Source organism: Marinobacter bohaiensis (genome assembly GCF_003258515.1).
GTDB lineage: Bacteria > Pseudomonadota > Gammaproteobacteria > Pseudomonadales > Oleiphilaceae > Marinobacter_A > Marinobacter_A bohaiensis.
This window is the reverse complement of the sequence record NZ_QGEH01000001.1, coordinates 1598969-1615151: the sequence shown is the minus strand read 5'-3', so window position 1 is coordinate 1615151 and position 16183 is coordinate 1598969. Positions and strand designations below refer to the sequence as shown.

Sequence of the window (16183 nt, the reverse complement as noted above, 5' to 3'; positions counted from 1 at the left end):
ACGGATCACCAGCCTGGTTTTACTCGCGGGCAATGACACTGGCATTACCCATCAATTAAACAGTTGTTTGAAACATACGTTTGCAGCAGCGGATGTGTCAAGACTTAGTTACGCAATTTGTGGCGAACCGAATGAGCCGGGCAACGTCATAAAAGAGGCCCTCGGTGGGAGACAACGCGGTTATCCGGGGTTGCAGCGCGAGGTGCGGGAAATCAGGCGGAGGCCAGGAAGGCCGGGGACTGGGGCGATTCGCCGTCGGCGGCTTCGCGAGCGTCGTCCAGACGGGCGACCGAACGGTACGCCGTATCGGCTTCGCGTTGCTGGCGCGCGTTGCCTTCCGACTCCGACGCGCTGTCAGACGAGGCCGCATCCTGCTCGGAATCGGACGATTTGGCCGACAACTCCGCCCGGGCCTGCATCAGGGTTTGCATGGCCTCGGCCGCAACCTGGCGATCCTGTGAGGAGGGTTCAGCCGGTGCCAGGGCCGCCGCGCGCACCGTGCGCATCTTGTCGATGGTGGCCTGGGGGTTGTTGGGGACCGGCGCGGTGTCGATGGGCACTTCACCGCCGACGGCGTAGTTCACGCCGTCAGGGCCTCGAGAATAGGTGAAGCTGGCCGCGCCGGCATGCTGGCCGCCAACGGACTGGTGGGCAGCCTCATGGGCCCTCACTTCGCGATCACGGGCCTTGAGATCTTTCAGTTCGGCGAGTTCGGCTTCATCCAGGCGCTGTCCGTTGCGGGCCTGCGCCTGCTCGCCACGGGGAGCCGCATCCCGCCGGGATGGCGATGAATCGGAAGAAGCTGACGAGTCAGGGTCGCGCGAGGACTCAGGACCGCGTGCTGCGGCGGCGGGCGTCTGGGGCGACGCCGCACCGACCGGGAATGCTGGATTGGCACTGAGTGCAATGGACACCGCAGCAGCTCCTCTGGCAGTGCGGGTCAGGCCATGACGTCGAGGAGGGTCCCTACGGTTTCATCCGCAGTCTTCACGACCTGGGCTGATGCTTCGACACTCCGGGCATACAGCTGCATATCGACGATCGGCTCCGCCAGGCTGTTGCTGGCTTCGGCGTTGGTGCCTTGGGGGCCGTCGGTACCGGCACGGGCAATTTTGCGCGCGGAGGTATCCACGCCCATCATGCCGTCCTGAATGCCCTGTATACCGATTGCAAAACTGTTGTTGATCATCATGGCTACCACGGTTTAGACCATGCCAGCATTCAAGCAAAACACTGGTCAGATTTCAATCAGGTTTTGCAAATGTATACATTTCGCCAGGGCCCGGGCATCGGGCTCTTCCTGCCATGGCAGCTCCCCGAGAAGCGGTGCCGGCATGTGGCTTTTCAGGTAGTCCAGATTCTCGGGCTCCATGGACATGGGCTCCGGTGAGATCCGGTTGGCCACCCAGCCCGCGACCTTGAGTCCGTCGCGGTGAATGGCCTCCACACTCAGCAGCGCGTGGTTAATACACCCCAATTGCAGCGGGACCACCAGAATAACCGGCACACCCAGCTCCTGCGGCACCCGGGCATAGGTTTCACGATCGTTGAGCGGGACACGCCAACCACCCGCCCCTTCGATCAGCATCAGGTCGGCCGGACGCATTTGCAGGCCCCGACAAAGGCCGACCAGGCGTTGCGCGGTCAACTGCCGCCCCGCCTGCTGGGCGGCGATGTGGGGCGCAATGGCGGGCTCCAGGGCGATGGGGTTCACCTGGTCGTACGGCAGGGATTCGGTCATCGCCGCCTGCAGCGCCAGGGCGTCCTCGTTGCGCAGGCCATCCGGCGTGGTCTCGCAGCCCGATGCGATGGGCTTCATCGCGAGCGTCCGGAGTCCGGCCTGTGCGGCTGCGTGCAGCAGGGTCGCCGACACCAGCGTTTTGCCGACGCCGGTGTCCGTGCCGGTCACGAAGAAAGAGTGCTTTGCCATGGTCTGACGGGTTCCTTTCAATCAATCCCGGCCGCGACGAGCCACCAGAAACCCAGCCTCGTAGCTGGCTGGCGCGGTCCCGTCCGATGCCCGGGGGTAGTGTTGGTAGAGTTGCCGGATGCGGGTCGCCCCCGTCATCGACGTGCGGCGTCCCGGCGCCTTGTGGTGCGCCCCCAGGGCCTTGAGTTCACGCAGCAGGTCGGCGGGATGGGCGTAGTCCAGGCGCAGCGTGCGCTGGTGCAGCTCGCCATGGGGGAAGACGGCCGCGAGCTTCGATCGGAGGTCCGTCGCCGACTCGAAATCGTTCACATGGGGCTGCCCCGGATCGACGGTTTCCCAGGCATGGGCCAGCTCCGCCAGGGTGCCGTCGAGCAGTGTCGAACACAGCAGCCAGCCGCCCGGCCGCAACAGCCGGCGACATTCGCGCAACACCGGCTCCGGGTCGGCACACCACTGAATCATGAGGTTGGAGAAAACGACGTCCTGGCTGGCGTCCGGCAGCGGGACGGATTCGGCATCCGCCAGCAGCCAGTCAGCCTCGACGCTGCGGTGGCGCCGGGCGTACTCGAGCATCCCCGGCGACAGATCAATACCGGTCAGCCGCTGCGGGTGCAGATGCGCCTGTAGGACGGGCAGGAAATACCCGGTACCGCATCCCAGGTCCAGCACCCGGCCACACCCGACGGCGTCGGGCGGCAGCCGATCGATCAGTGCCTGCCCCATCGCCCTCTGCAACCGGGCCGCCTGGTCATAGCTCGCGGCCGCGTCACCAAAATCCCGGGCGATGACGCTCTTCCGGCCGCGCAGTGCAGACCCGGAGGGGCTAACCATCGGATCACTGACGGGCATGTTCATGATCGAACTCCTCGATTTCCTGGACCACCTGCGACAACGCCGGCCCGGTCGGCCAATGCGCCATACTGCGGATCACCTGCCCTCCGTTGCCGCCGAAGGCCGACGCACAGGCCGGCGGCACCAGAGCGTCCCGCTCACCGAACAGATGCCGGGTAGACACCGCCGGGTTCGCCCAGTCGTCACGCTGGTCGGTGTCCGCCAGCCATTCCAGGGTCTGCCCCAGCGTGACGTCGTCGGTCTGGGGCCCCGCGTCGAGCCAGGGTCGAAGCGACTGACGAGCGGCTTTGTCGTCCGCCAGACCATGGACCATCAACCCCAGGAAGCGACGCCACTGCCTGGACGCGTTCTGCGCCAGGCCCTGCCGAAAACGATCGAAGGTATCCGGCGGCATGGCGGTCGGCCAATCGTCACGGGCCACGAAACAGGGGGTCGAAGCCACGGTGATCACACCGCGAATACGATCGGGGGCCCGCCGGGCCATCGCCATGGCGACCAGGCCGCCCAGGGACCAGCCCACCAGTAACGGACGATCATCACGACCCTCCATTAAACGATCGGCCAGTTCATCCACGTTCGCGGATGGGCCCACGGATGAGGTATCCAGGCTGACGGACGTGACATCGTAGGTGCTGCCATCCACCCAGGGCTCGATCATGGACACGGGGGCGCCCCAGCCGCTGATCAACATCAGCGGACGTGTTCCGGACCTCATGCGGCCGAACCGGACAGCAGTTGACGGCAGTCGGACAAGGCCCCCAACAGGCGATCCAGATGAGCCTCGGTATGGGCGGCGCTGAAGGTGACGCGCAGGCGGCATTCACCTTCCGGCACCGTCGGCGGACGGATGGCCGTGACCCAGATGCCCCGCGCTTCCAGTTCACGGCTCAGCGCCATGGCGGACCAGGCGTCACCCAGCAGGATGGGTTGGATGGGGGTTTCGGACGGCATCAGGGTGTAGCCCATGGCGCGGGCTTCCCGGCGAAAACGGGCCACCAGGCGGCCCAGATGAGCACGTCGGTCGTCGCCCTGCTCCACCAGACGCAGGCTGGTGGAGGTGGCACGGGCGACGGCCGGCGGCATGGCCGTCGTGTAGATGTAGGTGCGGGCTTTCTGGACCAGGTAGTCGACCATCAGCGCGGACGATGCCACAAACGCGCCACTGGTTCCGACGCCCTTGCCAAGCGTGCCGATAACGACCGGCACATCCTCAGGGCTCAACCCGAAATGCGCCACGCTGCCGCGCCCCTGAGGCCCCAGGCAGCCGAAACCGTGGGCGTCGTCCACCACCAGCAGGGCGTCGTGCTCGCGGCACAGCGCGACTAGCTCCGGCAGGGGCGCCACGTCGCCGTCCATACTGAACACCCCGTCGGTCACCACCAGCTTGTGGCCGTCGGTCTCCACCAGCATGGCCGCCAGCGCCGACACGTCGGAATGCGGGTAACGCCGGACCCGGGCGCGGCTCAGAATACAGCCGTCGATCAGCGACGCGTGGTTCAGACGGTCGGAAAAGATCGTATCACCACGGCCGGCCAGGGCGCTGATCACACCCATATTGGCCATGTAGCCGGTGGAGAAGAACATCGCCTCTTCGTAGCCGGCAAAGCGCGCCAACGCCGTTTCCAGCTCATGGTGGGCACGGTGGTGGCCACAGATCAGGTGCGAGGCGCCACCGCCCAGCCCGGTGTCGCCCAGGGCGTTACGGGCGGCTGCAACCGCCTCTGGATGGTTGGCCAGCCCCAGATAGTCGTTGCTGCAGAACGACAGCATGCCCTGCCCGTCAACCACCATGTCCGGCTGTTGTGGCGTGTCCACCACTCGACGGGTGCGATAGAGGCCATCCTGGCGGCGTTGTTCCAGTTCAGCGCGAAAGTCCCGCACGACGACCTCAGGCAGACTGGCGTTCGGCGGCATCGTAGAACAGATGCCGGTTGCGTTCCTTTTCCATCTCGTCGATCAGGCCCGCTTCGCGTTCCTCGTCGGTGTGGGCCTCGCTGCGCTGTTCGGGACGGATGCCCAGGCGCTTGAACAGCAGGCGATCGTGATCCGCTTCCGGATTGTTGGTGGTCAGCAGTTTTTCGCCGTAGAAAATGGAATTCGCGCCAGCCAGGAAGCACAGGGCCTGCATCTGGTCGTTCATGTTCTCGCGACCGGCGGACAGGCGCACGTGGGACTTGGGCATCACGATCCGCGCCACCGCGATGGTGCGCACGAACTCGAACGGATCCAGATCCTCCACGTCTTCCAGCGGCGTACCGGCAACCTTGACCAGCATGTTGATGGGCACGCTCTCCGGATGCTGCGGCAGGTTGGCCAGCTGCAGGATCAGCCCGGCACGGTCGTCTTCGTCCTCGCCCATGCCCATGATGCCGCCGCAACAGACCTTCATGCCGGCTTTGCGCACGTTGTCCAGGGTCACCAGTCGGTCCTGATAGGTCCGGGTGGTGATGATGTGGTTGTAGTACTTCTCGGAGGTATCGAGGTTGTGGTTGTAGTAGTCCAGCCCCGCGTCGGCCAGCTCACCGGCCTCGGACTCGTTGAGCATGCCCAGGGTCATGCAGGTTTCCAGGCCCAAGGACTTGACCTGGCGCACCATGTCCAGCACGTAAGGCATGTCTTTTTTGGACGGACTGCGCCACGCAGCGCCCATGCAGAAACGCGACGCCCCTTTTTCCCGCGCCGCCTTGGCTTCGGCCACCACCTTCTCGATTTCCAGCAGCTTTTCCTTTTCCAGGCCGGTGTTGTAGTGGCCGCTTTGCGGGCAGTACTTGCAGTCTTCCGGACAGGCACCGGTCTTGATCGACAACAGGGTGCTTACCTGGACCTCGTTGGGATCGAAATGCTCCCGGTGCACGCTTTGCGCCTTGAAGACGAGATCGTTGAAAGGCAGGTCGAGCAAGTGGCGGATTTCGGCCAGCGTCCAGTCGTGGCGGATGGCGGATGCGGTCATGTGGGAAAGTCCTGTATGGTTCTTGGTCAGCGGCCGGAACTCGGCTCCGGCGCTTCTTCTGTTCAAGGATTGAGCACATGATAAGGACACTGCGGGAGCTGTCAACCAGACTTGGACGAAAGGTTAACGGCGCATGGACCTCGAAACATCCCTGCCCCACCTGCCTGAGTCCCACTAGCGGGCCCGGTCTGTGTTGCGGCTGCACGGCCGACCTCGATGTGAACACAACCGCCTGCGTGCAGTGCGCACTGCCCATGGATACGGCAACGTGCCAAGCCGGAGCCCAACGTTGCGGGCGCTGCCTGGCCAACCCTCCGGCCTTCGATCGGGTCCGCACGCCCTGGCTGTACGCGTTCCCGGTGAACCGCCTGATCGGCCGTTTCAAGTATCGGGGGGAACGTGTATACGGAAGGCCGCTCGCGGAAATGCTGGCCGAGCAGCTGGCCAATACCGGCACCTGCTATCCAGACTGTCTGCTCCCCGTTCCCATGCATGCCGAGCGGCAACGCCAGCGGGGTTTTAATCAGGCGGAGGAAATTGCCCTCTGGCTTTCGGATCGGCTGACGATTCCGGTTCGCAGGAACAGCCTGACCCGCACCCGGCAAGCCAACCCGCAATCCGCTCTGTCACGGCGGCAGCGCCAACGCAACCTGCGCGGCGCCTTCCGGGTTCAGGGCAGCCTGCCCGCGCATGTCGCCGTGGTGGACGACGTGGTGACCACCGGCGCCACCATCGAGGAGATTGCCCGCATCCTGAAACGCGCCGGCGTGGAGACGGTTGAGGTCTGGGCCCTGGCGCGGACGCCGGTCACCCCGCTGGCGACACGTTAAGACGCTCACCCACGCGGCGAGCCAGGGCCAGGCTGGCAGTCAGCCCCGGCGATTCGATCCCCAGCAGGTGGACCACACCGGATAACCCGTGGGTGCTTTCGTCCTGGATCAGGAAATCGTGAAAACCCGAGTCAGCCGGCCCCAGTTTGGGGCGAATGCCCGCGTAGGCCGGTTGCAACCGTTCCGGTTCAAGGCCCGGCCACCAGCCCTGAATCGAGCGGACGAAAGCCGACGCACGGGCCGGATCCACCCCATAATCCACCGAACCGATCCATTCGACGTCCGGACCAAAACGGGCCTGACCAGCCAGATCCAGCGTCAGGTGCACCCCCAGCCCGCCCGGCTCCGGCACCGGGTAGACCAGCGTATCGAACGGGTGACGCCCGCTGTAGCTGAAATAGACGCCCCGGGCGTAGTACTGGGCCGGGCTCACCGCCTCCGGATACCCGGACCAGCGCGCCAGGAGATCAATCGCGTCCAGCCCGGCGGCGTTCACCACGCGCGGTGCGGACAGTATCGTGGGCGATTCGCCACACACCGCCACCCGATGAGGACCGCAATCGCGATCAGACGTCACCGACTCGACCGGTGCCCGGCACACCAGCATGCCACCGGCCGCTTCAAAATCCGCCAGCAGCGCCAGCATCAACTGATGGCTGTCGACGATACCCGTGGTAGGCGAGAACAGTCCGGCGCTTGCCCGCACGTCCGGCAGGGCGCTGTGAACCTGCCCGCTATCAGCGGTTTCCAGGGGCACATCGCACGCCTGCGCCCGCCGGACGATGGCCTCCAGCGCCGCCTCCTGCTCCGGCGCGGTGGCAATGATCCACTTGCCGGTACGGCGATGCGGGATCCGGCGGGACGCGCAATAGTCGTACAACGCCTGCTTACCGGCGATGCAGGTAGCGGCCTTGAGCGATTGCGGCGGATAGTACAGACCGGCGTGAATCACCTCGCTGTTGCGCGAGGACGTGCCTTCCCCCCAGTGCGGACCGGCTTCGAGCAGCACCACCTCCTGCCCCGCCTGTGCCAACTCCCGTGCGCAGGCCAGGCCGATCACCCCGGCACCGATCACGACGGCATCAACCGAAAAGACGTCTTCTGTCATTGTTCCACCCGGCACCTCTGTGACCATTCCATACAACGGCTACCCGATTGTCGGCGCAACCCCTGGAGAGTGCTACCATGCTCGGTCTTCCTACAAGGACATAATACAAGGAGGATCCGTGCAACCTTCATCCCGCCAGTTGGCCATCGCCGGCCTGGTTATGACGACGTTCTTCTGGGCCGGTAACGCGCTGGTCGCCCGGGGAACGTCCGAAAGCATTCCGCCGTTCGCCCTGTCGTTCTGGCGCTGGATGATTCCCACCGTCTATCTGCTGCCGTTCACGATACAGGCTGTGCTCCGCTACCGGCAGGAACTGCTTGCCAACTGGCCCAAGGTAATCGCCCTCGCCTTTTTCAGCGTCGGCGCCTACAACACCATCCTGTACCTGGCGGCACAAAGCACCGGGGCCATCAACATCGCGCTGGTCAGCTCTACCATGCCCCTGATGATCGTGCTGTTCTCGGCACTGATCCTGCGCACCCTGCCCCACCGGATGCAACTGACGGGGTTGATCCTCGCTTTCTGCGGCGTGCTAACGATCCTCACACGCGCCAACCTGGATACCCTGCTGGGCCTGGACTTCAACCCCGGCGACCTGCTGATGATCCTGTCGATCAGCAGCTGGGCACTCTACTCGGTGCTGCTCAAGCGCTGGCCGCTATCGGTCCCGCTATTTCCACTGCTCTGCGTGCTGATCACCCTGGGTACACCGATGATCCTGCCGTTCTACCTGTGGGAAGTCCATGACAAGGGCGGCTTTGCCCTGAGCACCGGCAACCTGTTGGCGCTGCTCTACGTCGGCACGCTGCCCTCGGTTGCGGCGTATTTCATGTGGAATAACGGGGTTCGCACGCTGGGTCCGGGGGTTGCCGGGCTTTTCGCCTACCTGATCCCGGTTTTCGCGGCGCTGATTGCCGTGCCGGCCCTGGGCGAGAGCATCGAGTCCTATCATCTGGCCGGTGGCGTCCTGGTGCTGGCGGGGCTGGTGGCGGCGTCCCGGCGGTCGCGCACGGAAGCGGTGGCGGATCGGCTGACGCGATAAGTCGCATTCGCAGGTTTCCGCAAAGCGGTTATACTGGGGCCAGAATCGGCGTTGACCTCGCCTCCGAAGGCGTACCTTGCAGGGAGTTGCAGTACCTATGTCGGACAGCAAACAGTTCCTGATCGTGATGCTGGTGGCGGCGATATTCGTCGGTTGGCTGGGCTGGCGCGGCATGGAGGTCATTTCACTGAACAACCACCTGCAGGCGGATCCCAAGCTCAACAGCTACCCCTACCTATTCCGCGTGCTGCGGGTGGATGGCGATACCGCCATCATGAGCTCGCCGCGTTCCTTCGAGGTCAGCACCCAGGAAGCCTTACGTACCCTGTTTCCCGGCATGCGAGCCCTGGGCGACAATCACCGGGACTGGCAACGCGCCGAGCGGGAATTTGCCCATCTTCAGGCCCATGCCGGAAATCTGGTCCTGGCCGACAGCCGCGTTGACCGGATTCGCTGGGAACTCGACAAAAACTGGTATCACCTCCAGCGAATGCACCGCGACGAGCCCCTCATCCACTGAATCGCCACGGGCTGAGTGAAGCGGGGAGCTGTGGTATATTGCGCTCCCTGAATCCCAAGCGGCTGGAACTATGTCTGACAGTGGATCACCTGCATCCGGACACCCCTACGACGACCTGACGCCTGACGTCCTGCTGGACGCCATGGAGGAAGCCGGTTTCTGGATCAACGGCCGGATTTTCCCGCTTAACAGCTACGAAAACCGCGTCTACCAGGTGGGTGTCGAGGACGCCCCCTCGGTGGTGGCCAAGTTCTATCGTCCCGGGCGCTGGACCCGCGCGCAGATCGAGGAAGAACACCGCTTTTCGTGTGAACTGGTCGAAGCGGAGGTGCCGATCGTCGCCCCACTAGAGCTGGCCAACGGCAAGACGCTGGCAGAGCATAACGGCTTCCTCTTCGCCGTGTTCCCGCAGCGGGGCGGACAGGCCCCGGATACCAGCGAACCGGACATGCTCTGGCGTCTGGGCCAGTGGCTGGGCCAACTGCACAATGTAGGCACCCGATGCGACTTCGAGTCACGCCCGACACTGGATATCCTGCAGGGCCTGGAGGAAAAAAGCGCCTATCTGACCGGAAGCGGCCTGATTCCCAACGACCTGCGCCCGGCCTGGGACTCCCTGATTCCCGACCTGATGGCCGCCTGCCGCGCCCGCATTGACGAAGCCGGCCCGGTGGACACGCTGCGCCTGCACGGCGACTGCCACGCCGGCAACATCCTGGTGCGCGACGAGCAGATGCTGTTCGTGGACATGGACGACTGCCGCCAGGGTCCGGCCATCCAGGACCTGTGGCTGCTGCTCAACGGCGACGAACGCGAGCAGTCCCTGCAGTTCGGCGAGCTACTGGAAGGCTACGAAACCTTCCGCGATTTCAACCGTCGGGAACGCTTCCTGATCGAGCCGCTGCGCTGTTACCGCCAGATCGGTCACGCCGCCTGGCTGGCACGCCGCTGGGACGATCCCGCATTCCCGAAATTCTTCCCCTGGTTCGGTCAGCCGCGTTTCTGGTCCGATCAGATCCTCGCCCTGCGCGAGCAGTTGGCCGCGCTCCAGGCGCCGGCCATCAGCCTGCCCGGAGCCTTCTGATCATGCCCGCCGACGAACGCCGCTTCAGCATTCGTGCACTGCTGGTCGTCGCGGCTCTATCCATCCTCGGGACCGTGCTGGCGCTGGAGTTCAGCGGCCGGATCGTGCACAGCGACGACAAGGCGCGGGTGCCGGTGGGCGAATTCGAGGCGATCTACGTGGGCCCCAGGGAGGACTACCGCATGTCGCCCAAACCGTCTCAGCTGCACGCCGAATGTCACGGCGGCTACCTGGCCGTGGCCTCGGACACCGACGCAACCCTCAAAGGCGTCCTGGTGGATTACAGGAATCGCGGCATTCACTGCAATCCCGCGCCGCGCCCGGACACCCCAGCCAAGGAGACCGGCACCGCCGCCGGAAACAGCGATGAGTAAGTCAGACCAGCCGGAGCAAAAACCGCTGTTCGAAACCGACCGCATCTATACCGACGCCCGCTCCGAGGGCGGCGACTTCCGCTTTGATGCCGCCGTGGCGCGGGTTTTTCCCGACATGATCCGGCGCTCGGTGCCCGGCTACACGACGATCATCCCGATGATCGGCATCATCACCGAGCGCTTCGCCCAGGACGACAGCCACTGTTACGACCTGGGCTGCTCGCTGGGCGCCTCCACGCTGGCCATGCGCCACGGCGTCGGCGATCGCCGCTGCCGCGTGATCGGGGTCGACAACTCCGCCGACATGATTGAGCGCGGGCAGCACTTCATCGCCCTGGATGACCACCCCGCGCCGGTGGACCTGCGCTGCGAGGACATTCTTGAGAGCGAGCTGGAAAACGCCTCGGTCACCACTCTCAACTTCACCTTGCAGTTCGTCGAGCCAGAGCGACGCCCGGCCCTGCTGCAACGCATCGCCAACGCCACGCGCCCCGGCGGCGCCCTGATCCTGTCGGAGAAAATCCGCTTCGAGATGGACTGGGAACAGGCCCTGCAAACGGACCTGCACCACGACTTCAAGCGCGCCAACGGCTACTCCGACCTGGAAATCAGCCAGAAACGCACGGCCATCGAGCAGGTGCTGATTCCAGAGACCATCACCACGCACCGCGAACGCCTGTTGGACGCCGGTTTCGACCGGGTCACCCTCTGGTATCAATGCTTCAATTTCGTGTCCCTGCTGGCGCTCAAGGCGCCCTGAGCTAGGAGAACCCTCTGTGTTTGACTGGAAACATCGCTTTCAGCCTCTGCTTGCCGACCTGGAATCCGGCGGCCAGGAGGACTGGGCCAACCGCATTGCCGATCAACTGCACCGACGCTTCGAGACCAACCCTCACGGCGATCTGGCACGCTGGAACGACGCGTTGTCACAGCTGCCGGTCCTGCATAACGTGGAAGCCGACCTCAATGCACCGGCGGTCACACTCAAGACCGACGGGCCATTGAATCCCACCCAGCAGAAGGATCTCGAAGCCGGCTTGCGCGGACTGATGCCCTGGCGTAAGGGGCCCTTCGATTTTTTCAGCGTGGGTATTGATACGGAATGGCGCTCGGACTGGAAGTGGGACCGCGTGGCGCCCTACCTGAGCAACCTGGAAGGCCGCCGGGTGCTGGACGTGGGCTGCGGCTCCGGTTACCACTGCTGGCGCATGGCCGGCGAAGGCGCCGAGCAGGTCATTGGCGTCGACCCCGGACTGCTGTTCCTGATGCAGTTCTTCAGCGTCAAGAACTACCTGGAAGCCGCCGACGTGCACATGCTGCCCGCCCGGCTGGAGGACCTGCCCGGCAAACTGGAATACTTCGACACCACCTTCTCCATGGGCGTGCTCTATCACCGCCGCGCTCCCCTGGATCACCTGGTGGAGCTGCGCGATACGCTGCGCCCGAACGGCGAGCTGGTGCTGGAAACCCTGGTGGTGGACGGCCCGGAAGGTTACAGCCTGATGCCGGAGGATCGTTACGGAATGATGCGCAATGTCTGGTTCCTGCCCAGTTGCGACACCTTGTTGCGCTGGCTGGATCGCACCGGTTTCCGCGACGCCCGGGTGGTGGATGTCACTGTCACCACGACCGACGAGCAGCGCTCAACCGACTGGATGCGTTTCCAGTCACTGCAGGATTTCCTCGACCCGGACGACCCCAGCCTGACAGTGGAAGGGTACCCGGGACCCAAGCGCGCTACCATCGTCGCCCGCAAGGGTTAGCCCCGACCGGCAGGCACAGTCTGGCGGACACAAAAAAGGCGAAGCGCCAAGAACGCTTCGCCTTTTTTCGTTGTGACTCCAGTACCCCGCAGGGCACCAATGACGCCTTAGTTATCGCCGAACGGATGACGCATCACGATGGTCTCAACGCGGTCCGGACCGGTGGAGATGATGTCGATGGGCGCCTCAATCTGCTGTTCCAGGAAGCGGATGTAGGCCTTGGCGTTCTCCGGCAGCTGGTCAAGGCTGGTCAGCCCAACAGTGCTCTCCTTCCAGCCCGGCAGCTCCTCGTAGACCGCCTCAATACCGGCAAAGTCGTCGCAGCCGATGGGCGGACGCTGGATCTCGCCGTTCGGGGTCTTGTAGCCGACGCACACCTTGACGGTGTCCAGGCCATCGAGCACGTCCAGCTTGGTCAGGCAGATGCCGGACACGCTGTTAATCTGGATAGCATGGCGCAGGGCCACGGCATCGAACCAGCCACAGCGACGGGCGCGACCGGTGGTGGTGCCAAACTCGTTGCCCTTCTCCGCCAGGTGACGACCGAAGTCGTCGAACAGCTCGGTCGGGAACGGGCCGGCACCAACGCGGGTGGTGTAGGCCTTGGTGATCCCCAGGACGTAGTCCAGGAACAGCGGACCGAAACCACTGCCGGTGGCGGTACCGCCCGCGGTGGTATTGGATGAAGTGACATACGGGTAGGTGCCGAGATCAATGTCCAGCAGGGAGCCCTGGGCGCCCTCGAACATGATGTGCTCACCCTTCTTGCGCAGGTCGTGCAGGATATCGGTGACATCGGCGGCCATCGGCAGGATTTCCTCGCCCATCCTGAGCTGGTCCTGCAGGGCCTGGTCCACGTCCACCGGCTCCTCGCCGTAGTATTCGGTCAGCACGAAGTTATGGAACTTCATGATCTCGCGCAATTTGGCTTCAAACTTGGCCGGATCACACAGGTCGCCGACGCGCAGACCACGGCGGGACACCTTGTCTTCGTAGGCCGGCCCGATACCACGCCCAGTGGTGCCGATCTTGTCGTTACCGCGGGCTTTTTCACGAGCCAGGTCAATGCGGATATGGGTCGGCAGGATCAGCGGACACGCCAGACTCACGCGCAACCGGCTGCGTACGTCGACACCGCTGTCTTCCAGCTCGCGAACTTCCTTGAGCAGCGCTTCCGGCGACAGCACCACGCCGTTGCCGATCAGGCAGGTGACGTGTTCGCGCAGGATACCGGAAGGAATCAGGTGCAGTGCCGTCTTCTTGCCTTCGATGACCAGCGTGTGGCCGGCATTGTGTCCGCCCTGGAAGCGGGCCACCGCGGCCGCCTGGTCCGTGAGCAGGTCCACGATCTTGCCCTTGCCTTCATCACCCCACTGGGTGCCGAGTACGACGACGTTCTTACCCATGATGCTCTCTCATTTCGTCCGGCTGACGCGGACGCCCTTATCCGTTTAAAGACTCGACGACCCACTGGCCGTCACGTTTTACCAACTGTCGGCGACAGCCACGGGCTGCCGGAGACGCGTCTGAATCGTCCGGCAGCGCCTGCAGCACTGTCTCGGTCCGGCGCAACTCGGCGACTGCCGTGGCAAGCTCCGGATCGTCGCTGACCGGTGCCCAGATCACGTCGCGCTCGCCCCGATCGGCACGCTGCCCCAAGGCCACAAGGGCCCGGACGTCGGCACTGAAGCCGGTAGCCGGGCGCGGCCGGCCGAAATCGCGGCCGATGGCGTCATAACGCCCGCCCTGGGCCACCGCCTGACCGTGCCCCGGCGCGTAGGCCGCGAACACCAGCCCGGTGTGATAGTTGTATCCCCGCAGTTCACAGAAATCGAAGCCCAATTCGACTTCCGGGAACGCAGCTGCCAGCGCATCGGCCATACGAGTCAACTCATCCAGCGCGTGCAGGACTGCCTCGGAGGCACCGCTCAGCACCGTCCGCGCCTCGTCCAGCACCTCAACGCCGCCACTCAGCCGGGCCAGGGCGCGCAAGCGAGCCGCCGGCGTGCCGCCCTGGCTATCGCCCAACAGCTCGTCCAGCTCAGGAATGGACTTGCGACGCATGGCGTCGAAAATGGCACGTTCGGTGTCCCGGTCCAGATCCGCATCGGAAATCAGTGACTGATAGATCGCCACGTGCGCCAGATCCAGGTGTACCTTCGGAATACCCGCAATACGCAAGGTCTCCAGCATCAGGCGGATGACTTCTTCGTCCGCCGCGGCCGTGGCACTGCCGAACAATTCACAACCGGCCTGGATTGGCGTGCGACCGGTCAGCATGTGCTGCGGACGCGTGTGCAGGACATGCCCGGCATAGCATAAGCGTGTCACGCCGTCCTGACGCAGGGTATGCGCATCAATACGCGCAGCCTGGGGCGTCATATCGGCACGTACACCCATCATACGCCCGGTCAGTTGATCCGTCAGTTTGAAGGTCTGGAGGGCCAGGTCGTTGCCGGTTCCGGTGAAGAGGGATTCGAGATACTCGATCAGAGGCGGGATGACCAGCTGGAAACCCCAGCGCTGGTACGTATCCATGAGCTCTCGACGCAGGGATTCGATTCTGCCCGCCAGTGGCGGCAGGATATCCTCCACACCATCAGGCAGTAACCAGCGGTCGGATGCTGTCATGAGTCGCTAAAAATCCGTTCTTTTTGCCCGCAGGTACAGGCTACAGAATTTAGGGGGTCCTGCCGCTCTGTCCAGCCATCAGGCGGGTCGCAGCAGGATGTCGATGGGCCTTACAGGAAAAGGACCACAAAACCCGGCAATTCTACACATTTGCCGGGCACAAAAAAACCGGAGCGCGCACTGGCACTCCGGTTTTCATATCGACCTCAGGCTTACCGGTTAGCCCCGGTACCCTGCAGGTTCTCCATATAGCGCATGAAATCGCTGTTGGAGTCGATGACCATGATGTCATCCTTGTTGGTAAACGTCTTCTCGTAGGCCGTCAGGCTGCGATAGAAACGGTAGAACTCTTCGTCCGCCTGATAGGCATCGGCGTAGATGCTCGCCGCCTCGCCATCGCCTTCACCACGAGTGGTTTCCGCCTTGGAATAGGCCTCCGCCAGCACCACGGTACGCTGGCGGTCGGCGTCGGCGCGGATGCCTTCGGCCAGCTCGCGACCGCGGGAGCGGAACTCCTGCGCCAGCTTCTCGCGCTCGGTGCGCATGCGGCGGTAGACGTTTTCGCTGACCGACTGCGGCAGCTCGATGGCCTTGACCCGAATGTCCAGAACCTTGACGCCCAGTTCGTCGATCAGGGTCTCGTCGATGCGGGTGACCAGCTTCTCCATCAGCTCATCACGCTGGCCGGACACCACTTCGTGCATCGTACGCACACCGAACTCGTCACGCAGGCCGTTGTCGACCCGTGAAGACAGCAGGGAAATGGCGTTCAGCTCATCGCCGCCGGTCGCGCGGTAGTACTGGTCCACGTCCTGGATGCGCCAGGCGATGTAGGAATCCACGTCCAGCGGTTTTTTCTCGATGGTCAGGTATTGACGCGCCGGCAGGTCATTGGTCATGACCCGCACGTCGAATTCCCGCACCTGGTCGATCACCGGCACCTTGAAGTGCAGGCCTGCCGGAATGTCGGTTTCAATCAGCTCCCCGAAACGCAGCAGCACGCCGCGATGGGTTTCCGGGATGATGTACACACTGGACGACACGATCAGCACAACAATCAGCGCGCCGGCCAGTCCGAGAACAGCTTTAGGACTCATGA

General features: G+C 64.1%; 18 protein-coding genes. 7 read left to right on the top strand and 11 right to left on the bottom strand.

Features of this window, described 5'->3' with window-relative positions; all coding sequences use genetic code 11:
* Positions 1-212 precede the first annotated feature (212 nt).
* From DKK67_RS07210 to bioB, 7 genes are read right to left on the bottom strand one after another with little or no spacing between them, the layout of a single operon-like run.
* Complete coding sequence (locus tag DKK67_RS07210) at positions 213-914, bottom strand: putative metalloprotease CJM1_0395 family protein (protein WP_204355746.1); 702 nt, start codon at positions 912-914, stop codon at positions 213-215.
* Between the two features lie 26 nt (positions 915-940).
* On the bottom strand, positions 941-1189 hold the full coding sequence (locus tag DKK67_RS07205) for a flagellar basal body rod C-terminal domain-containing protein (protein WP_111496801.1): 249 nt from the start codon (positions 1187-1189) through the stop codon (positions 941-943).
* A gap of 48 nt (positions 1190-1237) precedes the next feature.
* Positions 1238-1930, bottom strand: a complete 693-nt coding sequence (gene bioD, locus DKK67_RS07200) for a dethiobiotin synthase (protein ID WP_111495709.1) — start codon at positions 1928-1930, stop codon at positions 1238-1240.
* A 21-nt stretch (positions 1931-1951) separates the two neighbouring features.
* Positions 1952-2785 (bottom strand): malonyl-ACP O-methyltransferase BioC, encoded by an 834-nt coding sequence (gene bioC / locus DKK67_RS07195; RefSeq protein WP_228160531.1) that lies wholly within the window; start codon positions 2783-2785, stop codon positions 1952-1954.
* Positions 2766-3497, bottom strand: coding sequence for an alpha/beta fold hydrolase (locus tag DKK67_RS07190; RefSeq protein ID WP_162628775.1), 732 nt, complete (start codon positions 3495-3497; stop codon positions 2766-2768). The genes bioC and DKK67_RS07190 overlap by 20 nt, the downstream gene beginning before the upstream one ends.
* The gene (gene bioF, locus DKK67_RS07185) at positions 3494-4663 is read right to left on the bottom strand and encodes an 8-amino-7-oxononanoate synthase (protein WP_111496799.1); all 1170 of its coding nucleotides are present in this window, start codon (positions 4661-4663) and stop codon (positions 3494-3496) included. The genes DKK67_RS07190 and bioF overlap by 4 nt, the downstream gene beginning before the upstream one ends.
* Before the next feature lie 7 nt (positions 4664-4670).
* Positions 4671-5732, bottom strand: a complete 1062-nt coding sequence (bioB, locus tag DKK67_RS07180; RefSeq protein WP_111495707.1) for a biotin synthase BioB — start codon at positions 5730-5732, stop codon at positions 4671-4673.
* Between the two features lie 218 nt (positions 5733-5950).
* Between bioB and DKK67_RS07175 the strand changes: the two genes are divergently transcribed.
* Complete coding sequence (locus tag DKK67_RS07175) at positions 5951-6562, top strand: ComF family protein (RefSeq protein ID WP_162628774.1); 612 nt, start codon at positions 5951-5953, stop codon at positions 6560-6562.
* On the opposite strand, the gene DKK67_RS07170 is transcribed toward DKK67_RS07175, so the two are convergent.
* The gene (locus DKK67_RS07170) at positions 6540-7670 is read right to left on the bottom strand and encodes an NAD(P)/FAD-dependent oxidoreductase (protein ID WP_111495705.1); all 1131 of its coding nucleotides are present in this window, start codon (positions 7668-7670) and stop codon (positions 6540-6542) included. The genes DKK67_RS07175 and DKK67_RS07170 overlap by 23 nt on opposite strands.
* 118 nt (positions 7671-7788) lie before the next feature.
* Between DKK67_RS07170 and DKK67_RS07165 the strand changes: the two genes are divergently transcribed.
* The 6 genes from DKK67_RS07165 (at position 7789) to cmoB (ending at position 12453) form a co-directional block, all read left to right on the top strand.
* Complete coding sequence (locus DKK67_RS07165) at positions 7789-8712, top strand: DMT family transporter (protein WP_162628773.1); 924 nt, start codon at positions 7789-7791, stop codon at positions 8710-8712.
* A gap of 97 nt (positions 8713-8809) precedes the next feature.
* The gene (locus DKK67_RS07160) at positions 8810-9232 is read left to right on the top strand and encodes a hypothetical protein (RefSeq protein ID WP_111495703.1); all 423 of its coding nucleotides are present in this window, start codon (positions 8810-8812) and stop codon (positions 9230-9232) included.
* 70 nt (positions 9233-9302) lie between these two features.
* Entirely contained in the window at positions 9303-10316 is a 1014-nt protein-coding gene (locus DKK67_RS07155) for a serine/threonine protein kinase (RefSeq protein ID WP_111495702.1), read from the top strand.
* A 2-nt stretch (positions 10317-10318) separates the two neighbouring features.
* The gene (locus tag DKK67_RS07150) at positions 10319-10690 is read left to right on the top strand and encodes a kinase (RefSeq protein ID WP_111495701.1); all 372 of its coding nucleotides are present in this window, start codon (positions 10319-10321) and stop codon (positions 10688-10690) included.
* Complete coding sequence (cmoA, locus tag DKK67_RS07145) at positions 10683-11450, top strand: carboxy-S-adenosyl-L-methionine synthase CmoA (RefSeq protein WP_111495700.1); 768 nt, start codon at positions 10683-10685, stop codon at positions 11448-11450. Before DKK67_RS07150 ends, cmoA begins: the two co-directional genes overlap by 8 nt.
* 16 nt (positions 11451-11466) lie before the next feature.
* The gene (cmoB, locus tag DKK67_RS07140; protein WP_111495699.1) at positions 11467-12453 is read left to right on the top strand and encodes a tRNA 5-methoxyuridine(34)/uridine 5-oxyacetic acid(34) synthase CmoB; all 987 of its coding nucleotides are present in this window, start codon (positions 11467-11469) and stop codon (positions 12451-12453) included.
* A gap of 107 nt (positions 12454-12560) precedes the next feature.
* Here the strand turns inward: cmoB and DKK67_RS07135 are convergent, their stop codons facing one another.
* From DKK67_RS07135 to hflC, 3 genes are all read right to left on the bottom strand, one after another.
* On the bottom strand, positions 12561-13859 hold the full coding sequence (locus DKK67_RS07135; protein ID WP_111495698.1) for an adenylosuccinate synthase: 1299 nt from the start codon (positions 13857-13859) through the stop codon (positions 12561-12563).
* Positions 13860-13896: 37 nt separating this feature from the next.
* Complete coding sequence (locus tag DKK67_RS07130; protein WP_111495697.1) at positions 13897-15084, bottom strand: ATP phosphoribosyltransferase regulatory subunit; 1188 nt, start codon at positions 15082-15084, stop codon at positions 13897-13899.
* A gap of 212 nt (positions 15085-15296) precedes the next feature.
* A complete protein-coding gene (hflC, locus tag DKK67_RS07125; RefSeq protein ID WP_111495696.1) occupies positions 15297-16181 on the bottom strand; it encodes a protease modulator HflC in 885 nt (294 codons plus the stop codon).
* Positions 16182-16183 lie beyond the last annotated feature (2 nt).